21 protein-coding genes and 1 pseudogene are annotated in these 21,147 nt (G+C 35.1%); 12 read left to right on the top strand and 10 right to left on the bottom strand.

Annotated elements, in window-relative coordinates:
• The coding region (locus OZD70_RS00200) for a transposase (protein ID WP_275020072.1) at positions 1 to 498 on the top strand (498 nt) is incomplete at its 5' end.
• A gap of 17 nt (positions 499 to 515) precedes the next feature.
• Complete coding sequence (locus OZD70_RS00195) at positions 516 to 884, top strand: hypothetical protein (protein WP_275020070.1); 369 nt, start codon at positions 516 to 518, stop codon at positions 882 to 884.
• Positions 885 to 909: 25 nt separating this feature from the next.
• Here OZD70_RS00195 and tmk read toward each other — a convergent pair whose 3' ends face one another.
• Complete coding sequence (gene tmk, locus OZD70_RS00190) at positions 910 to 1,512, bottom strand: dTMP kinase (RefSeq protein WP_275020069.1); 603 nt, start codon at positions 1,510 to 1,512, stop codon at positions 910 to 912.
• 102 nt (positions 1,513 to 1,614) lie between these two features.
• Here tmk and OZD70_RS00185 point away from each other — a divergent pair, with 102 nt between their 5' ends.
• Complete coding sequence (locus OZD70_RS00185) at positions 1,615 to 2,187, top strand: thioredoxin family protein (RefSeq protein WP_182183642.1); 573 nt, start codon at positions 1,615 to 1,617, stop codon at positions 2,185 to 2,187.
• A 5-nt stretch (positions 2,188 to 2,192) separates the two neighbouring features.
• Entirely contained in the window at positions 2,193 to 3,911 is a 1,719-nt protein-coding gene (locus tag OZD70_RS00180) for a monovalent cation:proton antiporter-2 (CPA2) family protein (protein ID WP_275020067.1), read from the top strand.
• Positions 3,912 to 3,941: 30 nt separating this feature from the next.
• Here OZD70_RS00180 and OZD70_RS00175 read toward each other — a convergent pair whose 3' ends face one another.
• The 4 genes from OZD70_RS00175 to OZD70_RS00160 are packed head-to-tail and all read right to left on the bottom strand — an operon-like array spanning position 3,942 to position 6,220.
• Entirely contained in the window at positions 3,942 to 4,559 is a 618-nt protein-coding gene (locus tag OZD70_RS00175) for an SURF1 family protein (protein ID WP_275020065.1), read from the bottom strand.
• A gap of 1 nt (position 4,560) precedes the next feature.
• On the bottom strand, positions 4,561 to 5,100 hold the full coding sequence (gene bfr / locus OZD70_RS00170) for a bacterioferritin (RefSeq protein ID WP_275020063.1): 540 nt from the start codon (positions 5,098 to 5,100) through the stop codon (positions 4,561 to 4,563).
• Positions 5,097 to 5,582 carry an RDD family protein gene (locus OZD70_RS00165; RefSeq protein ID WP_275020061.1) on the bottom strand — a complete coding sequence of 162 codons (486 nt, stop codon included), beginning with the start codon at positions 5,580 to 5,582 and terminating at the stop codon, positions 5,097 to 5,099. Before OZD70_RS00165 ends, bfr begins: the two co-directional genes overlap by 4 nt.
• Entirely contained in the window at positions 5,582 to 6,220 is a 639-nt protein-coding gene (locus tag OZD70_RS00160; RefSeq protein WP_275020059.1) for an HAD family hydrolase, read from the bottom strand. Before OZD70_RS00160 ends, OZD70_RS00165 begins: the two co-directional genes overlap by 1 nt.
• 170 nt (positions 6,221 to 6,390) lie before the next feature.
• On the opposite strand from OZD70_RS00160, the gene OZD70_RS00155 reads away from it, so the two are divergent.
• The 6 genes from OZD70_RS00155 (at position 6,391) to hemA (ending at position 14,822) form a co-directional block, all read left to right on the top strand.
• On the top strand, positions 6,391 to 6,900 hold the full coding sequence (locus OZD70_RS00155; protein ID WP_275020057.1) for a hypothetical protein: 510 nt from the start codon (positions 6,391 to 6,393) through the stop codon (positions 6,898 to 6,900).
• Entirely contained in the window at positions 6,897 to 7,418 is a 522-nt protein-coding gene (locus OZD70_RS00150) for a hypothetical protein (RefSeq protein WP_275020056.1), read from the top strand. The genes OZD70_RS00155 and OZD70_RS00150 overlap by 4 nt, the downstream gene beginning before the upstream one ends.
• A 164-nt stretch (positions 7,419 to 7,582) precedes the next feature.
• On the top strand, positions 7,583 to 7,768 hold the full coding sequence (locus OZD70_RS00145; RefSeq protein WP_182183653.1) for a hypothetical protein: 186 nt from the start codon (positions 7,583 to 7,585) through the stop codon (positions 7,766 to 7,768).
• Between the two features lie 732 nt (positions 7,769 to 8,500).
• The gene (htpG, locus tag OZD70_RS00135; protein WP_275020053.1) at positions 8,501 to 10,396 is read left to right on the top strand and encodes a molecular chaperone HtpG; all 1,896 of its coding nucleotides are present in this window, start codon (positions 8,501 to 8,503) and stop codon (positions 10,394 to 10,396) included.
• A gap of 155 nt (positions 10,397 to 10,551) precedes the next feature.
• Positions 10,552 to 13,569 carry a lipase family protein gene (locus OZD70_RS00130; RefSeq protein ID WP_275020050.1) on the top strand — a complete coding sequence of 1,006 codons (3,018 nt, stop codon included), beginning with the start codon at positions 10,552 to 10,554 and terminating at the stop codon, positions 13,567 to 13,569.
• A gap of 68 nt (positions 13,570 to 13,637) precedes the next feature.
• Positions 13,638 to 14,822: a 5-aminolevulinate synthase gene (hemA, locus tag OZD70_RS00125; protein WP_275020048.1), complete on the top strand. Its 1,185-nt coding sequence runs from the start codon at positions 13,638 to 13,640 to the stop codon at positions 14,820 to 14,822.
• Positions 14,823 to 14,867: 45 nt separating this feature from the next.
• Here the strand turns inward: hemA and OZD70_RS00120 are convergent, their stop codons facing one another.
• The 5 genes from OZD70_RS00120 to OZD70_RS00100 all read right to left on the bottom strand — a co-directional run bounded on the left by OZD70_RS00120 (position 14,868) and on the right by OZD70_RS00100 (position 18,237).
• Positions 14,868 to 15,104 (bottom strand): WPE palindromic element domain-containing protein, encoded by a 237-nt coding sequence (locus OZD70_RS00120; protein ID WP_275020046.1) that lies wholly within the window; start codon positions 15,102 to 15,104, stop codon positions 14,868 to 14,870.
• Positions 15,105 to 15,211: 107 nt separating this feature from the next.
• Positions 15,212 to 15,910: an inositol monophosphatase family protein gene (locus OZD70_RS00115; protein ID WP_275020043.1), complete on the bottom strand. Its 699-nt coding sequence runs from the start codon at positions 15,908 to 15,910 to the stop codon at positions 15,212 to 15,214.
• 8 nt (positions 15,911 to 15,918) lie between these two features.
• Positions 15,919 to 16,485 (bottom strand): elongation factor P, encoded by a 567-nt coding sequence (efp, locus tag OZD70_RS00110; RefSeq protein ID WP_164224875.1) that lies wholly within the window; start codon positions 16,483 to 16,485, stop codon positions 15,919 to 15,921.
• A gap of 62 nt (positions 16,486 to 16,547) precedes the next feature.
• The gene (gene rimM / locus OZD70_RS00105; RefSeq protein ID WP_275020041.1) at positions 16,548 to 17,054 is read right to left on the bottom strand and encodes a ribosome maturation factor RimM; all 507 of its coding nucleotides are present in this window, start codon (positions 17,052 to 17,054) and stop codon (positions 16,548 to 16,550) included.
• Position 17,055: 1 nt separating this feature from the next.
• Positions 17,056 to 18,237 (bottom strand): aspartate aminotransferase family protein, encoded by a 1,182-nt coding sequence (locus OZD70_RS00100; RefSeq protein WP_275020039.1) that lies wholly within the window; start codon positions 18,235 to 18,237, stop codon positions 17,056 to 17,058.
• Positions 18,238 to 18,302: 65 nt separating this feature from the next.
• Between OZD70_RS00100 and OZD70_RS00095 the strand changes: the two genes are divergently transcribed.
• Positions 18,303 to 19,727, top strand: coding sequence for a sensor histidine kinase (locus OZD70_RS00095; protein WP_275020037.1), 1,425 nt, complete (start codon positions 18,303 to 18,305; stop codon positions 19,725 to 19,727).
• A gap of 526 nt (positions 19,728 to 20,253) precedes the next feature.
• Positions 20,254 to 21,086 (top strand): annotated as a pseudogene (locus OZD70_RS00090) (transposase family protein).
• Positions 21,087 to 21,147: the final 61 nt, after the last annotated feature.

The raw sequence follows: 21,147 nt of genomic DNA, 5'->3' as shown, positions 1-21,147 counted from the left end.
CGAATAACTGGTATGGATTTTACTAAAGTTCCAGGGCTTGATATACTAAGTATACAGACTATAATTTCAGAAACTGGTATAAACCATAATAAATGGTCAACAGAAAAACACTTTTCATCGTGGTTAGGACTCAGCCCTGCCAATAAAATTACAGGAGAAAAAGTGTTTAGCACAAGAACGCGTAAAGTCATTAATCGTGCTGCGAATGCATTTCGAATGGCTGCTAATTCTGTAGGAAATAGTAAAAGTTCATTGGGTGCATACTACAGAAGATTAAAAAAACGATTAGGAGCACCAAAAGCAATAACAGCTATTGCAAGAAAAATAGCATGCATATTTTATAGTATGCTCAAATACGGACAAGAATATGTAAAAAAAGGAATGGAATACTATGAAATACGATATAAGGAGAGAGCTGTAAAATTTTTGATCAAAAAGGCACGAGAATTTGGCTATACTTTAGTGCAACAAGAGGAGCTAGTTAAGGAAGTTTCTTAGAAGACGGAATTGAATCTTTGCTAGCAGAAACAAGAGATATTACAAAAAATAAGTTTTGTAACGTACTGATTAATCTTTGTTTTGAGGATCGTAGCAAAGCGCACAAACTTGCTTTATATGTAAAAGACATTGATAACATTGTATCCTCAATAAAAGATAAGGATCTGTTAAATCACTTTGATCAATTTTTTACCATAACTGAAGTAAGCAATAAGCATAGTAGAAATGAGCTAATTAATCGCGCAAGAACATATAGAACAATAAGTGAAAAACCTAAAGATGAAATACAAAAATTTTTAGCTAATCAAAAAGAGAATCTTTCATATGAAATAACGTCACCTAAAATTAATAATTTTTTGCCACAGGTTAGTATAGCAACTGTTTAAATTATCAAAAGTTCAATACGTGTAGCTAAGTTTTTGCAATAGTGATTTTATCAATAATCTTAGTGTGTACTTGATTATCATTTTTTGTTTCAATTTCAGTGATGACATGGCACCTACCGGGCTCTTTTATGGCAATTTCTTTAAACCCTTTTCCAACTTTATTATAAAAATTAACATCCATTTCTTCATATTTATTCTTGTCTTTCGCTCTACTTAACCCAACTTTAACATCAATATCTAGAATAAATGTAATATCTGGATATCTAACTCCAGCCAACCTGTGCAAATCTTCTATTAGTTTTAAATCAACTCCAAACCCATATCCTTGGTATGCAATGGTTGAATCAATAAACCGATCACAAATCACTATTTTCCCTTCTGCAAGAGCTGGTAATATTAATTTTTTCATATGTTCGTGCCTCATCGAGATAAGCAGCAAGAGTTCAGAAATAGGATCAATATTATTCGTTAACAACACTCCTCTTATCTTTTCTGCAAAATCAGTGCCACCTGGTTCTCGAGTTGACACTACATTATTTTCGCCGTGAATTTGCTTAAAATGATTTGCAAGTAGCTTAGATTGTGTTGTTTTACCAGAGCCGTCTATTCCTTCGAAAGTTATGAACATAAGTTTTATAATACTAAAAAAGAATATGCAAACAGTATACATAGAAACCGTTTGACATTTAAATAATAAGACCATAAATTATATATGGTATAATAATAGTCTATGGTTGCTCTGAATACTCCTAAAGTCAATTTTAGTTTCACTGCAAAAGATTTTAATCTTTTGGGAGTAGACAATAAATACTACACATTAAGTGACTGTTGTGGAAAAAACGGTCTTATTGTAATGTTTGTATGCAATCACTGTCCTTACGTTCAGTCAATTATTAGCAATCTGGTAAGCGATGTTGATCAATTGAAAAAAGATTATCAGGTAAACACCGTTGCAATAATGCCAAATGATGTAAATGAATATCCAGAAGATTCCTTTGAAAATATGATTAATTTTGCCAAAGAAAATAAGTTTACATTTCCATATTTAATTGATAGTACACAGAAAATAGCTAAAGAATACGGGGCTGTTTGCACTCCTGACTTTTTTGGTTTTAATGCTAATTTAAAACTTTGCTATCGTGGACGTTTTAATGACACAAAAAAAGAAAAGGGCCAAAGCTATGAAGTAGGAAGTAGTGACTTATTTCAAGCTATGAAATTTATTGCAGAAACTGGTAATGCTCCAATTGACCAAAAATCAAGTATTGGCTGCTCAATTAAATGGCCTAATTCTACAGGTTAAATATCATGCACAGTGGCTCTCAGCATTTGTTTGATATTATAATTTTACTTTCTGCTGCTGTGTTTATAGTCATAGCGTTCTGGAAAATGAATATTAGTCCAGTGCTCGGTTACTTCGTTGCAGGTGCAGTTATTGGTTCTCATGGATTTAATCTGATACACTCAGCTGAAGCAATGGATAATCTTGCAGAATTTGGTGTAGTTTTTCTATTATTCATTATAGGCCTTGAATTGACATTTGAACGCCTGATCGCTATGCGTATTCATGTATTTGGGTTCGGTTCTCTTCAAGTTATAGTTACCATGGTAGCAATATGGTGCATCGCTCTTGCTTTCGGAGTGAATACAAATATAGCAACAGTTATTGGTGGTGGGCTCGCGCTATCCTCAACAGCAATAGTGTTGCAGGTTCTGCAAGAAAAAGGTTCTCAAGCAAGTCAGGTTGGTAGGTTATCAATAGCAGTACTATTAATGCAAGATTTTGCAGTGGTACCATTAATAGTATTGGTACCTTTACTTGCTGGCAATTCTGAGCACAGCCTGATAAGCTCATTGGCAGATTCATTGGTGCAAGCAGCTATTGCATTAGTGCTGATATTTATAACTGGTAGATTATTGCTTAGACCTTTATTTTCGGTTATTGCTAAAATGGAAAGTAATGAGGTCTTTATATCAACAACGCTTTTAATAGTATTAGGAGCAGCATTTATTACTGAGCAATTCCATTTATCGTTGGCATTAGGTGCATTTGTCGCTGGATTGTTAGTTGCAGAAACAGAATACAGACACTCAGTGGAACACGCGGTATTACCATTTAAAGATTTGTTTCTTGGCTTATTTTTCATGACTGTTGGTATGTCCATCAATACCGAACTTTTACTCAATAAGTTACCACTAATTACTTTATTATCGATTATCCTTATCGTTTTAAAAACATCTATCATGTATATATTGTGTAGATTTTTTGGATTTAAGAGTGCACCTGCTATACAAGCTGGGTTGCTGCTTTCACAAGGTGGTGAATTTGCGTTTATTTTATTTCGCTTAGCAGATGAGCTAAATGTGCTACCAAGTGAAATCGCGCAAGTACTTATGATGGTAACTACAGTAACCATGGCTTTCACTCCTCTTTTATCGGGGCTTGGAGACTGGATAGCAAACTCATTTAGCACTGAGAAAACAATATTAGATGATGAAGCTGTTGAAACAGATACACAAGATCTTTACAACCATGTAATAGTTGCTGGATTTGGTAGAGTGGGATATATGGTAACAAAAATGCTTACTGCAGAGCATTTAAGTTACGTTGTTGTAGATATTCAATCGAAAATAGTCAAAGAAGGAAAAAGTGATAGTTTTCCTATATATCTTGGAGATGTTACAAGATGTGAAATTTTAAAATCAGTAGGAATAGAGAGAGCTCAAGCTCTCGTTATTTCAATAAAGAATGAAGTTACTATAAAAAAAATTGTTTCCTTAGTTGCTGCAAATTTTCCGCATGTAAATATTGTAATACGCTTACCAGATCTGAGTAATGTGGAGGTTTATAGAGATCTAGGAGCTAGTAAAATTATTCCTGAAACATCTGAGATAGGATTGCAGCTAGGTGGAGCTGCACTGAGCCTCAGTGGTATTAGCGAAAGTGGAGTTACGTCTTTAAAAAGTAGATTTAGAAAAGGCAATTATAGTATGTTAAAAGACCTTGGTAGTGATAAAGATGAATGACTACTTTTCTAATTTTATGTACAGAAAGCTTCAAGCTTTATTGAGGTTTTGCCTATAGTAAATTACGCACATAATCAACCAAGTTAAGGAAAGTGCAAACCAAGTGATTGCATATTCCAAATGCTTCATTGGCTGTATAGCTAATTTGCTGCCAAAATTGTTCGGCCATAATATACACTTCTCTAGCTTAACACCCAACTCATTGGAAATTTCTTCTGTACTCAGGGTAAACCATGTATTCGAAGCAGTATCGTTCTTGATAAACCAATTTTTGCTTTTATTGCTATCGCAATATAAAGTTCCATCTGCAACTACTTTTTCAATTTTTACTTTTTTCTCTTTTTTTTCTTTAACTATTCTTTTGTTCACTAACATATAATTTCCAGTAGTAAGCAGCATGGGAGACAACACATAATAGCCGTGTTGCCCTGCAAAAACATATAGTTCTATGCCACTTAGAATCCCACCAATCTTGACATGCCTATAGTTAAATTTTTCAAGGTCGTTATTGGGCAACAGATGAACAACAGGAAGATTCATATTTTTGATAATATTATTCTTCCAGTTCAATCTGAATACTTGCCATAACCCTAATAAAAAAAGGAGCAAACAAGGTACAATTAAAATAAATACTATCTTTTTTAACACTCTATATTTGTGTTCTTAAATAGTTTTCAACACCCATTAGTTCAATAAGATCGATCTGCTTCTCAATCCAATGGAAGTGCTCTTCTTCATTTTTTAACATCTCTTCTAATAACATTACACTAACAAAATCTTTTTCTTTCTCAGCGATAGAAATCGTTTCTTTGATATCCTTAACACCTTTTCCCTCTAATTTCAAATTAGCTTCTAAGATTTTTTGTATTGTATCTTTTATAAACTTTCCATCATACTTTGAGATTCCATTTGTATCTTGAAAATTTGGGACTCCTTTAAACAACAAAATTCTTTCTGCCAACTTGCTTGCATGTTCAAGTTCTTCGTTAAGCTCATTTTTTACCTTTTCTGCAAGTCTATTAATTCCATTGTTTTTGAGAACCGCAAAATGCAAAAGATACTGGCGTACAGAAGTCAGCTCATTGGTCAATAATTTATTCAAATGTTTTACTATCTCTTCATTCATAATCTTCCCTGAGTTCAATTTATCAGCATAATTTACATGATAACGATAGTTATAGCAACTCATTTAATAGTTCCTTTGATAACAACCGTATTAAATAGCATGTCGTGGTATGTCTGTTTTTTCTTAGAGAAGCAAGCAACTAGATACCAATAGAGGGTGAGCAGCACTATAATTACTTTCAATGCACTCAAGACATTCACTAATACCTCCTGATCTTGCAAAAATTCAGTAAGGAGAACTACTACACTGTTTAACAAAGGAAGAAAAAACTGGGAAGTGCTTCTGTCAAACGCTAAATTCAAGTCTATTTTAGAATCATCTAAATTGGTAGTATATATATTCATTAACTGTTGACCTGGAGTTGCTTGGGCCTTTGAAGATATAAAATATGTGAAGTAACTACAATTTACACACATGTATGATAGATGTAAGATCAACGGAGAATCCTCTAATAGCAGTATAATTAATAAAGTTGGAATTAATAAAATTGCTACATCTATTAAATATGCGCAAAAGCGCCTTTGTATACTGGCAATCTCTGTCATTATCTACCTTCTAAATACTTTATTATAAAATCTGTAAGTTTATCAAAATGTTGAAAACATAACAAATCTTCATAACCGCTTATTGATTGACCGTATATAATAGGTAAACAATTGGCATTTTGTGCACACAGAACATCTGTGATGCTATCACCAACGAAAAACACATTTTCTCTATTTATAAGCAACGTACTCTCCTCTAGTGCAAATAGCAGTGGAGTTGCAGATGGTTTATCTTCCGCAGTATCGCATGAACCAACTACTCTTTCAAAGTAAGAATCTAGTTTAAAATAGGCAACTTCTTTACGTAAATTAGTATTTTTCTTATTACTTACTATTGCTAGATAAATATTGTGGCTTTTCAGTGTCTGCAACATTTTCTCTACTCCTTGATTCAGAGCAATGTTTTGCAATAGTGCATCATCTAAATATTGTTGATATATCTGATTTGCTTTTTTCCACTGATCGCCAAATAAATTGACCATATAGCTCTTTCTCGACTCATGGGAATTTCTATCAGTAGCTTTATTACTATACCCCATTGAATTTATGGTATGCTTAATAGCATTAAAAATGTTATCTTGAGTGTCAACTAAGGTATTATCCCAATCGAATACTACTGCTAATGGACTATTTCTCATTTCTACATTGTTACGTATTTTAGGTTAATAAGTAAATAACATTTTGATGAAAAAAACATAAATAAGACGCTCTTGATAACCACAAGAAACACTATTTATTGCAAGTTGTGTTAACTATTTCTACATAATGAGCTAATACACTGGTTTTATAAGTTTTATTAGGAGTAGGTATGACTGAAGTTAAAGATACACCTCAAACAGGTGTCGAAAAAAAATTTAAAGATGTTTTTGAGCGTTCCCCAGGTCCTTTCCCAGAAGGAGCTTCATTAGAAGATAAAGTACAGACCATTGCTAAATTGAATCAGAAGCTTGAAAGTCGAAAGAGCCATGCAGCTGAAAAAGTACATCAAGATTTTGAAAGAATTGCTGAGCTTGACTGCCAATATAAAGGCAAGGGTATTTTCAGAAGTGAAAAAGTTGCAGGACCAAAAAGTGACAAAAAACTCCAAGATTCTCCAAAAAAGCCTATAGCAGAAGGTAAAAGCTTTGAGCAAAGTAGACAAAAAGAGACTTCTGTGCAAACAGATACACAGCCATCAAAGCACATCGTTAGTCCCTCAGTGAGCAAGAGTTCTGTAAAAGAGAAGCTCAATACTGAGCTAGGCAAAAAAGATAACACGCCTAAACCACAAGAAAATCAAAAAGAAGAAGGGCTTTTTAGCCTTCTGGGGGGGGTTTGAAGAAAATATTAGAAAAACTTTTGGGTGAAGATGAAAAGAGTGTAGAGAATGCTCGTGGCATGAAAGAAGATGCTCAAAGAAATACATTAAATGACGATGGGCAACAAAAAAGCATGAATCGAGGTTCTTTCATAAATATAAACGGAAAAGAGTTTAATTTAGAGCCAGGAAAGGCCTTTAATTATCAGGATAAAGCTCTTAAAGTTAGTATTACATATAATAGTCCTGAGACAAAGCAAAATCTGCAGCAAGATACAACTTCTCTCAATATTGCTAATGCGATTAACTTAAATATCAATGGTAAGGAATATAATGTCCAACCTGGTGAGTTTTTCAATTATAAAGGCCCTGGCTTAGAAATTAACGTGATAAATGATTGCCAACAAAGTAAGAACTTTGATAAAATTTTAAATCAGGACAAAAGTATAAGCAAGGGCTTAGAGCAAGCAACACAACTTGAAAACCCAACGATAACACCTGTTAATACTCCTGAAGTAAATACAGGTCGTGAAAGGTGATCCGCTTTCAAGCTTCATTATACCGCCACGAACCGTCATACCGCAGGTATCTCTAGATCCCGCTAACAAGCAGCGGGATGACGATTGTCATGGTGTCATGAAAGTAGCTGACACTGGTTCCTTTATGACGGTGTCATCCGAGTAGCCCCTTTCTCGTCATCCCAGTGCCTATTTCTTTGTCATCCCAGTGCTTGACACTGGGATCCAGGAAACTTAACTCTACACCAAGTAAATGTACAATAAGAACTAGATTCCAGACTGGAATGACAGCAGTTCTACGTCATACCGCCACGCCGCTAACAAGTAGCGGTATGATGATTCTTCAAATCGTCAAGGTGTCATCCAAGTAGCCTTCTCTTCCTGTCATCCCAGTGCTTGACACTGGGATCCAGAAGACGTAATTTCAACCAAGTGGCTGTATAATAAAGGCTGGATTCCAGTGCCAAGCACTGGAATGACACCTCTCTTGGGCTCTCTTAGCTATAAACATTAAGAAACTTACCAAACGAAAAAAAAGGCAAAAGAAACCCTAGTCATTGTCTATTTTCTGTATTGGCGTTTTTTTAAGTCTTAAACACTGCAATTTAGCTGCTTTTAAATGCAACTCACCTTAGTTTAAATGTTTAAGAAACTTACTAAGCAGAAAAAAAGGCAAAAGAAATCCCGTGTTAGCTAATTGTCACTCTCTAATCCTGCAAATCGGCGTACTATACTGTCTTAAACGACTTATAAGCGCGTTTCAGCTTGTGTGGGTAAAAATCCAGAAATGTTGTGAAGACATAAGGTGCACATAGTGCAAAAAATTAAAAATAAGATGCCAATCACGTAATGCTGTTGTCATTTAATCTGCACAGATTGAAGATAAATGAATACCTTCAGTACCATGATAAGGGGGCTGGCGAGGCTTGTCAAGCAAGTTTTTTCGTTTCATCCAACGCGCTGCCAAAAGTTTGTTATGCAAGAGATCTCATAAATTGGGTGTCATATAACTACACCAACATTAATTTTGGCGTACATGACCTTGAAAGATTGCAGTGCAATACTTAAATTATTAGGGTAATAGGCAAATAATGGAGCTCAAAATGCATAATGTACAAGAAACTGAAAATTTAAAATTTGACGCTGAAGTAGGGAAAGTACTGAATATAGTGATTCATTCACTTTATACTAATAAAGACATTTTTCTGCGAGAGCTAATATCAAATGCATCGGACGCATGCGATAAACTGCGCTACGAATCCCAACTAAATCCTAATTTGCTAGATTTGAGTGATGAATTAAAAATCACTATCAGCTCCAATAAAGATAAGAACGAGCTATATATCACTGATAATGGCATCGGAATGAACAGACAAGATTTAATAGATAACCTTGGTACAATTGCAAGCTCTGGTACGCAAAAGTTCTTAGATGCGATTAAAAATAGCAAGGATTCAAGCCAAGCTGTGGAGCTGATTGGCAAATTTGGTGTTGGTTTTTATTCAAGCTTTATGGTTGCATCGGAAGTAATAGTAGAATCAAGAAAAGCTGGAGAGAAGGAGTCTTGGGTCTGGAAATCCAAGGGAGATGGAGAATATTCAATAAGTAAATCAGATAATCAAGTCCCTCGTGGAACCAAAATTACGCTCGTTATGCGCCCTGAAGAGAATGAGTTTTTAGATAAATTTCGTGTTGAAAACATTGTCACTACTTACTCCGATCATATAAATTTTCCTGTTGAATTCATAGACGAAGAAGGAAAAAGTGAAAAGTTAAACAGTAAGGCTGCAATTTGGACTAAGCCAAAAAATGACGTTACTCAGGAGGAGCACAACGATTTTTTCCGCAGTGTTGCGCATGTTGGTGGTGAACCTTGGATGATATTGCATAATAAAAATGAAGGTGCAATAGAATATACGAATTTACTTTATGTTCCCTCTATTAAACCTTTTGATTTATTTCATCTAGATAGACGTTGCTCTGTGAAGTTATATGTAAACAAGGTATTTATTACTGAAGATAACGTACAGATCATACCACAATACTTGCGTTTTCTGAAAGGTGTGGTTGATTCACCGGATTTGCCTCTTAATATCAGCAGAGAAACGCTGCAGAATAATCGTGTTGTTGAGCAGATCAGAAAATCTCTCACTAAGCGTGTGATATCAGAGCTCGGTAAAAAAGCAAAAGAGAATTTAGAGGAATATACAAAATTCTGGACCAATTTTGGTGCAGTTTTAAAGGAAGGTCTTTGTGAAGCTATGCCAACTGATGAGAGAGAAGCGCTGCTCTCAATTTGCAGATTTAATAGCACCGGTGATGAGAAGTTGATCAGCATTGATGACTATATAAGCAGAATGAAGCCTGAACAGGAACATATCTATTATCTCACCGGAAATAGCCTCGATTCAGTGAAAAACAGTCCGCAACTTGAGGGATTCGTCAGTAAAGGGCTGGAGGTTCTTCTGTTCGTTGATCCAGTGGATGATTTCTGGACCAGTGTAATTCATGAATATAAAGATCAAAAGTTTAAGTCTGTGACTCGCGCTGATGTTGATTTGGAAAAATTCTCTTCAGAAGAAGATAAGAAAAATGAAGAAAATAAATCGAATGAAGAAAAAACTGAGGAAACTATATTGCAATATTTTACTACAGTGCTCGGAAATTCAGTAAAAAGTGTAAAGATCTCTAAAAAGTTGACTGACAGTCCTGTGTGTTTAGCGGTTGATGAAGGTACTATGGATCTTCGCATGGAGCGTTTTTTGCGTGAACAAAAGCAGTTAAATTACCGCACGCCAAAGGTGCTGGAAATCAACACTAAACATCCTGTAATAAAAAGTATAATGAAATCTCACGCTGAAAATGGTGAAAACCCAACATTGGAGGACATGGTCCACCTATTGTTCTACCAAGCTTGTATCGTGGAAGGTGAAGAGATGGACGATGCAAGCCTGTTTGCTAAAAGGCTAAATAATTTGCTTGGCAAAATTTCTGTTTAATGCTATATTAGCTATAGCTAAAGTGGCTTAGGTTTACCTACAATTTGAAAAACAACAAATTCGTCATTCCGCTACTCGTTAGCGAAATCTATGCTGAGATACCGCGGCGGTATGACGTAGGGAAACCTTTCTTGAGTTAGCTATGGAGGTAAAGCATGTTTGGTTCCAATTTTAGAGACTTTGTATCACAGGATACAACTTCACATGGCCAATCAAATCCTGAAAGATTAATCAAAAATTGGCATGGTTTTGAAAAGCCAGATTCTGAGGATTCAAGTATTGAAGAAGAATTCGAGATTTTAGAAAGCAAAAATCAAGGAGGAACTAAGGAGCGTCACCATTCCGGAGATTCAGGTATTGAAGGAGAAGAAGAGTCTGAAATTTCAGGTAATGGAAGTCAACTCGAGGATAAACTTCAATGTAGTAGCTTTGAGAATGGTTATGAAATTATCGAGGTTAGTGATCTAGACAAAATACAAATTGCAGGGTTTAGTAAACAGGAATTATTAGAGATGTGTAATTTCTGTAAAATCAGCTATGGTAATAACGATGAAAGGTTAGATAGTAGATATAAAACTAAAGCTACACTCGTTAACGAAGGTTATGGTATTATTCCATTTTATTATGAGAAAAATGGAACGCCTGCTGGTTTTGTTTTTACAAAAGATAAAGAAATAACCATAGCCTATCGTGGTACTAAAGACCTTGATGATGTGATAACTGATGTAAGCGCAGCATTTACTCCAGAAATTTTACCTGAAGGTGGGAAAATGCATAGTGGTTTTTATAATGCATTTTATGATTTGTTGCCTAGTCTTGATAAAGTATTAAGCGATTACATTAAAAAGCAAGGATCAGAAATCAAAGATTTTAGAATTAATTGTACGGGCCATAGTATGGGAGCCGCTCTTACTACTATAACTGCTTTATATCTTAAGAAAGTAAAGAATGCTGAACATATTTGTGTTGTAACTTTTGGTTCTCCGAGGGTTTTTGACTCCCGTGGTGCTGAAATTTATGAAAGGCTTCTTGGAGAAAATACCATTAGAGTAACTAATTTATCAGATCCAATACCCATGCTCCCAACTGGTTCTATGGGCTTTAAACATGTAGGTGAACCATTAAAAATAAAAACAGGTAACTTGATAGTAAACTGCCTTGTGACGGACCTCCATATAGTAGAAAAGTATTATCATAAAACAGACACCTATTATGGTTGCATTCAAGATATGAAACCAGAAGATTTTCAACCAGATAGTAATAGATCTAAATACTATTACTTTTCTTATGTAGTTGCAGTTCCTTATTATATAATCACTACAGCTTTAACTACGCCTTATTATCTTTTTTTCAGTGCTATTTCAAACACGGAACAACGCTATTATTTTGAAAGAAAAATGGAGTTTGCTGATTTAATAAGCCATAAAAACGGGTTTAATGCTATGGTCGTTGAAGATCCTTTAATAATGTCTCATATAGAGTGTAACATTAATGGAAGAGACGAAGTGCCTCTTTATATTAACAATAATAGAAACAGTATGGAGTTAAGGCAGTTGTGTGGAACTGAAAATATGTCTGTTAGATTTCCTAGTTCAATTGGTGCTGATCTAGTAGCAGGTGGTAGTTTAGCAATGAGATCTACCTGCAGTAATAGTGAATTGAGTCAACAACCACAAAAAAATATTGTTGACAAACGAGAAAATGTTATGAATAATGAAAATGATCCAATAGGAGGAGTAATGGGTAAAAAAGGCAAACAAAAAAATAAGGAAAATGGTGCTCAAATCAATGGCAAGCAGCCTAGTGATCTAAGCAATACTGTACCACCTGTTCAACTAACTACACCTGAAACGCCTAATGCTTCTTCAAGTGAGAATAGTTTCCAGTTTGAAGTTGATCAAGATACACAACCACTTTTACTACGGAGTCCTGTGAGTGATGAAGATGTTGCTGGCGATAGTGATGATAAGCGTGGTGAAAGTCCTTCAGGTTCTGGTAGCAGTTCTCCAATTCAGGATATAGTTAATGAAGAAGAGCCTGTAGTAATTACAACAAGACAGCTAAACGATGGTGAGCATGATAAAACCGTGTTTAAAGAGCACCAAGGAGATGCTGCTATACAAAACACACAACCAAAAACTTTAGTAGTTGAAAGCAAGCCTAGCAATACAGGTGTTGAGAGTGATGAGAAAAAACAAGCTCCTGTTCAACCTACTGAGCATGTACCAGAAGAAAGTGCAGGACTTAAGGTACAGCCTTCTAATACTCAAGAGCAACAAGAAGTTCCTGAGACTCCAGCTCTAGGACAAATGGATGATACTGAAAGTTTAAGTACACAGGACGATCTTGTTTTTCAAAGTGACAGTACTACCGTGTTATCAATTGATGGTGATGAGAAGGAACGAGTTCCTATTCAACCGGTAGAGTCTGAAAGTAAAGGTGATCAACAAGATTCACCACCACTTTCACCACAAAATTCTGTGAGTGGTGATGAGTGCAGTAGTGGTCCTTCAAGCTTCACTAAATTGCCTAAGAGTGATGAAGGTGATACTGGCAATAACAATGATAAATATATTAAAGTTTTTTCTGAAGATATAACTAAGGAGGACCTTACTCCCAAAGGTAGTGGTAGTTTGCAAGGCATACAACCAGAAATTTCAGTACCATCACCTAGCACTTTTCCAAATGTTAACGGTGCACCTACAATCGAAGGGCATATGGTAATTATGGAAGATATTGAGGATAGTAGTGGTCGACTTGTAGGTGAGGGTGATGTCTCTTCAATTACTGGTGATTTGCATGGAATTTCTATTGAGGATGATATGTCTTCACTAGGTACAGCAAATGATGAGTATGGTGAAGACTCTTCAGGTGAAGATGTAACTGGTGAACCAGAGAAAACAAATAAAGGAGATTCTACGCTAAAAAGTAGCAACAGTACAAAAAGTAGTAAGCTGCATGTTATAGCTGCTTCTGCACTTGCAATAGCTGGTATTATTTCAGGTGTGGCTGTTGCAGTTTACTTAGAAATGTTAGCAGTGGGAGTAGCAGTTGGAGCTTGTTGTCTGGTTGCTGCTGTAATCATATATTGCTGTAACAGACCTTCAAGTTCATTTAAGGGTAGTAATGTTGAACTTATAGCTGATAAAGAGCTTGCTGCAACAGTAAGTTGAAGAATAAATATTGTAGTTTACCATTTAATAATTTGTTATAATTGTATTAATTATTAGCGAATAAAAACTTGGTAAACTACGAAGAAATATTCTTAAACAAAATCAAAGATATAAAAGATGAGGGGCGCTACCGTGAATTTACGCACTTTGCGTCATTGCCAGGTAGGCTCCCCCACATTATGGACTACGAAAGAAATAGGGAAGTAATTGTTTGGTGCAGTAATAACTACTTAGGAATGTCACAGAATGAGAGTGTTATTGCTGCTATTCAAAATTCATCTGTTGGTGCTGGAGGAACAAGAAATATATCTGGTACAACAAAAGAGGTTGTCGAACTTGAAAAATCCTTAGCTTGTTTGCATAAAAAAGAGGCTGCTTTAACTTTTGCTTGTGGCTACCTTGCTAACCAGACTACACTTAGCACTTTATCGTCTATTATCCCAAATGTAGTAATTTTTTCAGACGAGAAGAACCATTCTTCAATGATAGAAGGCATAAAATCAGGAAAAAGACCAAAACATATATTTAAACACAATGATGTTGATCACTTAGACCAGTTGTTAAAGTCCGTAGACACAAAAACACCAAAGATAATAGCTCTTGAATCCGTATATTCAATGGATGGCGATATAGCGCCGCTTGAAGCGATATGCGATCTTGCAGATCAACATAATGCAATCACCTATTTGGATGAGGTGCATGCAGTTGGCATGTATGGTTCATATGGTGGTGGAATTGCAGAAAGAGAAGGCCTGATGGATAGAATAACCGTCATTCAAGGTACACTATCGAAGGCTTTTGGAGTGATGGGTGGGTATATCGCGTCTTCAAAGAGCTTGGTAGATGTAATAAGAAGTTCCGCTCCAGGATTTATTTTCACCACTGCTATGTCGCCTGTTTTAGCAGCGGCAGCAAAGGCAAGCGTTGAACACCTAAAATCGAGCAACATTGAAAGGGAAAAGCAAAAGCAAGTCGTTGAAAAAGTAAAAAACTCACTGAGAAATACAGGAATTAACTTCATTCCAACAGAAACTCATATAATTCCAATAATAATTGGCAACCCAGAGTTATCCAAAAAAGCATCAAAATTATTATTTGATGAGTATGGAATATATGTTCAACATATAAATTATCCAACAGTGCCAAGAGGAACTGAGCGTTTCCGTATTACCCCTACACCTTATCATACTGATGAAATGATAAAACATTTAACAGAATCTCTTGTAAAAGTTTTCGAAAAGGTATCTGTTTAGATGCATGGCTAATGTACAAATATTGAAACAAAAATTCCAGTGCCCCTATGATGTCATTCCAGCGCATAACGCTGGATCCAGCTTTTGATGTATCTGTTCAGATACATGGCTAATGTACAAATACTGAAACAAAAATCCCAGTGCTCCCTTTTTTGTCATCCCAGTGCTTGACACTGGAATCCAGCTTTTGATCGAAAATGTTGTACAGTACATAATCAAATTTTCTGGATCCCAGTGTCTGGGCACTGGGATGACACCCTTTTGGATGGAAACCAGTGTCACGCACTGAAATGACACCCATTTATTCCTATAGTTGTCTTTTCTCGTCTACCTTATTTTGCCACTCTGCTGAACAGATACTCGAAAAGTTGTCTATCTCTGTAGCCTATTTATCCTAATTTAACATCGCCAGCAATAATCAATCCGTTGTCTTCCGTTAGCCTTCCACCGCTTTCTTGCAGAAAAAGCCTACCGAGCGAAGTTTTGTATTTGTTAACTCCAGAGTAAACTGTTCCTCTGTGCCTTCCTGCTGCAAGGTACGCAAAGCCTAAAATTGTTGAACCGATGGAGCGTACATTACTATTGCCAGGCAGCAATTTATTTAATAAATTACCACTTACATCTATTAGACCCTCTTCACGGCTTTTCACCCGCATTTTTATATGACGAGATCTAAAATCCTCAAGAAAAGCACCTTTCTTTTCTTCTGCCCAAAAAGTTTCTCTAAGAGCCGGAGCATCAATTACAGCCGCCACAACTTTATTTTTATGAATGAGACAGACTGATACTGCAAAATAAACTATGCAACTAGAAAAATTCTCCCTGCCCTCTATAGGCATAATAAACCAAGTGTAACCGTTATCTTTTATTTCTTGGTCAGTATCACCTTCGGAAATAAACCCATAGTCTCGTTTGTAGTCGTGCAAGCAATTGTATATGGTTTGCTTGGATTTTGAATAAGTTTTATTAATAAAGTCTGCTGATTTAACATTAGAAATTTGCAATTCATTAAAATCGCGCATAAGCTGCCTGGAAGCACTACGCACAGAATCAAGCATCACATTAATTCGTGGTGATGAGATGGACATTCTTCCTTTTACTCTTTCACTCTTTCATAATAGCTGTCATCTGGAGTATATACTACAATTTTATCCTCTTCTTTTATAAACTGAGGCACGTTAACGCGCATTCCGTTTTCTAAAATTGCAGGCTTATAAGAAGAAGTAACAGTTTGGCCTTTAATAACAGACTCTGTTTCTTTCACAGCAAGTGTAACATAATCAGGCACATGCGCAGAAATTATTTTGTCTTGATAAGTTACTATTTTAACTTTCATATTATCCTGTAGATAAATCTTTTTCTCTCCCAACAAGTCCAAATTTATAGTGATTTGCTCGTAATTACTTGGATGCATAAGATTTACAATGTTTCCTTCAGTGAAAAGGTAAACATACTCCTCTTCATCTAAAATTGCTCTTCTGATTGTTGCATCAGAGCGAAATCTTTCATAGTGTTTTGCTCCGGTTTTAATGTTTTTCATTTCGGCTTGTATGTATGCACCACCTTTACCAGGTTGAGTATGCATAATACCTACAACCAAAAATAATCCGCCGTTATGTTCCAACACCTGACCTGGCCTGATATCGTTAGCTCTTTCTGCCATAATTACATTTTCAACTTGATCTTATAATTATAAATAGCTTTATATAAATATCAAAATCTTTATTAGTCAATAAATTCTGGCATATTTAATACTATATACCTCCCCCTTATATTTATATGTGGAAATATCTCTTTAGTGAAAGATAGCATAATGCGTTTTTTTGTGCTGATAACCAAAATTTCTAATATATCCCCTGAGCCGAAATTATATATAGATTTTACATTGCCATATAATTCATTACTTTCCAGCCTTACTTCTATATCTACAAGGTCACTTTGATAAAATTCATTCTCATCATTTAGCTTCGGTAGCTTGCTTCTTTCTATATACAGCTTCTTATTCCTTAAAAGCTCTGCTTCATTACGGGAATTTACTCCGCTGATTGTAGCTATTACTAAATTATCACCTATGACGGATACTGAGTCTATTTTATAATTCTCATCACCATTTATTAGCTCACCATATAAGGATATATTTTCAGGTTCTTCGGTAAAAGTTTTTAATTTAACCGCTCCTTTAATTCCATGGGGGGAGGTAACCACTCCGAGGCATACTAAATTATCATTCATATCAATATAAATTAGAAGATTTCTCAGATAAATATTGAGTCAAAATCTCAATTCCTTCATCAATCTCTTTTCCAGTTATGATTAATGGAGGCAAAATTCTCACAACGTTATCTGATGTTACTCCAACAGTGAGTAAACCACGATGACTTAACTCTTCTGCAAACTTTTGATTGTCTGCTTTCACTTTTATTCCAAGCATTAACCCTTTCCCTCTCACTTCTTCTATTATTGGAAATTTACTTGCTAAGTCTTCTAATTTATTTTTTAAATACTTACCTCTAATTTCAACATTTTTCAAAAAGCCAGGACTGAGCAATTCTTCGAGCACAGCATTACCTACTGAGGTTGCAAGCGGATTGCCACCAAAAGTGGAACCGTGCATACCGACCGCCATATACTTAGCAGCCCTTTCAGTTGCAAGACAAGCCCCTAGCGGAAAGCCTCCTCCTATTCCCTTTGCAAGAGCACATATATCAGGTTCCACTCCTATATGTTCGTATGCGAATAATTTTCCTGTCCTACCAGTACCGCATTGTACGCAATCAAAAAATAGCAATATGTCATTTTTATCACACAGCTTTCTTAGTTCTTTCATAAAGACTTCATTCATTACTTTGATACCACCTTGCCCTTGTATCGGTTCTATTAATATAACACCTATACCACTTGAAATTGCTTTCTTTACACTCTCAATATTGGGCTCGATGTTATCACACCAATCAATACAGGGACTCAGTAATTCAGAAAATTTCTGTTTATCGTTTGTAGCACAAGTTAAAAAGGTTCTTCCATGAAATGCACCATGAAATGTTAAAATTCTGTGACGGTTCTTATTGCCTTTTCCGTTTTGATAGACCCTAGCAATCTTAAGCCCACATTCTACTGCCTCTGATCCAGAATTCGAGAAAAATACAGTGTTAGCAAAACTGTTGCTTATTAATTTTTCTGCAAAATTATTGGCAGCAGGTATATTATAGGTATTTGATATATGCCATAATTCTTCTCCTTGCAATTTTAGAGCACTAATTAATCGCGAATTGGTGTGACCTAAGCTACTAACTGCTATTCCAGAGTGAAAATCTACGTAGCGCTTACCGTCAATATCATACAAGTAAATACCTTTACCATAAGAAAAATTTATGTTAACAGGAGAATAAACTGGCAAAATAGGAGAAATTGTCATAAAATATTATATGCTAAATTTTATTATTAATAACATAAAAACCATTGTTTCACAATAAGAAGGATATGTATAAGCTAGGTAAATCAATGTTTTCTGCGCTGGAGAAAAACAAATACACAAAAGTTATTGCATTACTCTCATCAATCTTTATGATTTTATTCAGTGTGATATATTGTAATTATTTACTAAGGAGTAATTTCCTTTCTTCTTACCGTGATTCAAGTGTAAACTTAAAAAGTATACTGGAAAATGGCATGATAAAAAAATACCATTATTTACTAATAGAAAAGCATCACATTAAATACAAAAGTTTTGATTACATAAACCAACTGGTAAAACTGCGTGCTGAATTATTACAATCAGTGAGCAAAGTAAAGGATTTCAGCTTAATACTGTATGATCAAAACGGCAGAATAATATTCAGTAATTTTAACACTCAAGATTATGATTATGAACAGTTACTTACAAACGATGAAATTGATGAACTATTAAGTAACCAAGAAATATTTTATACTACAGGAAATACATTAACTTCTATTTTTCCTATATTCCATGAAAATAGCGTTAAACCGTCGTTTTTTTTGAAGATTCTTCGAAACCACAATAATTCTTATGTTATAGCATATGGCTTATTTTTAACATTTTTAGGCTTATTATTAATAATTTTAATAATAATGTTCTATTTGCACTTTTCTAACACCCAAATGCTAGCCAAGCAACATAAAACTAACATTGAATTACAGCAGATAAAAGAGGCATTAGAGCAAGAAAATGCAAATAAGCTAAAATTTTTTGCAAGCGTTACACATGAATTACGCACACCTCTTAATGCTATTATTGGATTTGCGGAGTTGATCAAAAATGAAACTTTAGGTTCAATGGATAACTCTCAATACAAGGAGTATGCAGACGATATATATAATGCAGGAACACACTTACTTACCTTAATTAACGATGTGTTAGATTTTTCAAAGGCTGAATCAAGTAGTTTAATAGTAGAAAAAGTGAAGTTTAACCTGAACAAAATAATAGATTCATGCGTAAATATGCTATTACCTAAATTAAAAGAAGCAGGGATTAATTTAAAAAAAGAGATGACTAATAAACAATTATTAGTCATCTTAGATCCTAAGAGAATGAAACAAGTTATAATAAATTTATTATCAAACTCAATCAAGTTTACTCCCAAAGATGGTTTAATAAGAATGGTGATAAAAGAAAATATAGAAAAAAACTTATTAACTATTGAGTTTCATGACAATGGAATAGGAATAATGCAGCAGGATATATATAAAGTTATGTCTGTTTTTGGCCAAGCAGATTCGGGATATAGAAATGAAGGTGCGGGCATCGGATTACCGCTAAGCAAGAAATTAGTAGAGTTAATGGGTGGAACTTTTGACATTAAAAGTGAAGCAAAACTTGGTACTACGATAACATTGAACTTCTTTTATGAAGAACAAACATGTGAAGATTCGATTGATTTTTAATAGGATCTATTTGATATGGTCTTGCAAACCACACTTTATCAAAAGCAGTAAGCTGAGAAGGTAGATACCGTCTGGCTAGTCAACAAGAAAATTATAAAAATTGAATCTCAAGCTGTATTGTAAAATCAAAAAATACTTCTAACTGTGTAGCGGTACACAGATTATAGTTAGTGGATATGTCTATAAGTAAATTAGTTATACCAATTCCCGCTATACAAGTCACAACTGTACGAACGTTGTAGTTTGGGCCACCAGTGGGGTGTTATCCATAAGTGTTGAAAGTGCTATAAGTGGCATTATATAAGGTGGTTAACGGCATAAATTTCAATGGTAAATTAAAAAAGCGCCTTTTTGCCTGTGGTTAGAAGGTTTAAGCGAATTTTCGACGTGGTTTATCTGCTTTCCCAACAACGAAGGTTGATATCAAGAGGAGATTTACATACCATTAATCACCTTGTGTAGACTTGCTGCAAAATAGTGTAAAAAATGGTAAAGTATGAAAAAGAGAAATAAAAAGTGAGGGAAAATGAGTCTGAATTACCATAAAGTAAGTAAACACCCGAGAAATTTTCGAGATGTAACGGGATTGAAAATAGAAGAATTCGAAAAATCTTGGAAAAAGTCCGTCCAGAGTGGAAAAAGCTTGAAAGACAGAAAAAGCGCCACGGAAGAATTGCTAATTTACCGACACTGGAAGATAAAATGTTGTGCGTAATTTTGTATTATCGGACCTACATAACCCACAGATTTTTAGGCTGCCTTTTCAACTTACATAATGCGAATATTTGCCGACTTTTGAAGAAAATGGAACCACTGTTGGCAAAAAAAATTACTATAAAAAAGGACAGAACCCTAACGCCAGAGAGGATTTTGAAGATACTGGCAGATGTTACAGAGCAGCAGATACAGCAGCCAAAAGAAAGCAGAAAACGGAAGAAAAGTTACTCTGGCAAGAAAAAAGTGCACACAATGAAAACAGAAATTGTGATCGAAGAAAGAGGGCAAATTTTATCGGTTTCAAGATCTCACCGTGGGAGAATTCACGATTTTCGGATAAGAAAACAGGAGAAATTGCTGCCTACAGACAGTATAAAGCATGCCGATTCTGGCTATCAGGGATGGCAAAAATTGCAAAGTAACGTTGTGATACCATACAAAAAATACCGAAAGAAGCCACTAACTGAGGAGCAAAAGGAGCACAACCGAGAGTTGGCATCATTTAGGATGAGGGTCGAAAATAAGATACGAGAATTGAAAATATTCAAGATTTTGTCGCACGTTTACCGTAACTTTCAGAAAAAATATAACATGAGATTTAATATTATTGAAGGTTTGGTGAATTTGAGGCATGGGTTTTAGCCTGCTGCTATTTTAGCCTAATTCACCCTGAAATTAGTATATACCTTTTCGCAGCAGGTCT

It is taken from the genome of Wolbachia endosymbiont of Drosophila tsacasi, assembly GCF_028982115.1.
In the GTDB taxonomy this organism is placed as follows: Bacteria; Pseudomonadota; Alphaproteobacteria; order Rickettsiales; family Anaplasmataceae; genus Wolbachia; species Wolbachia pipientis_B.
This window is presented reverse-complemented; position numbering and strand designations above follow the sequence as displayed.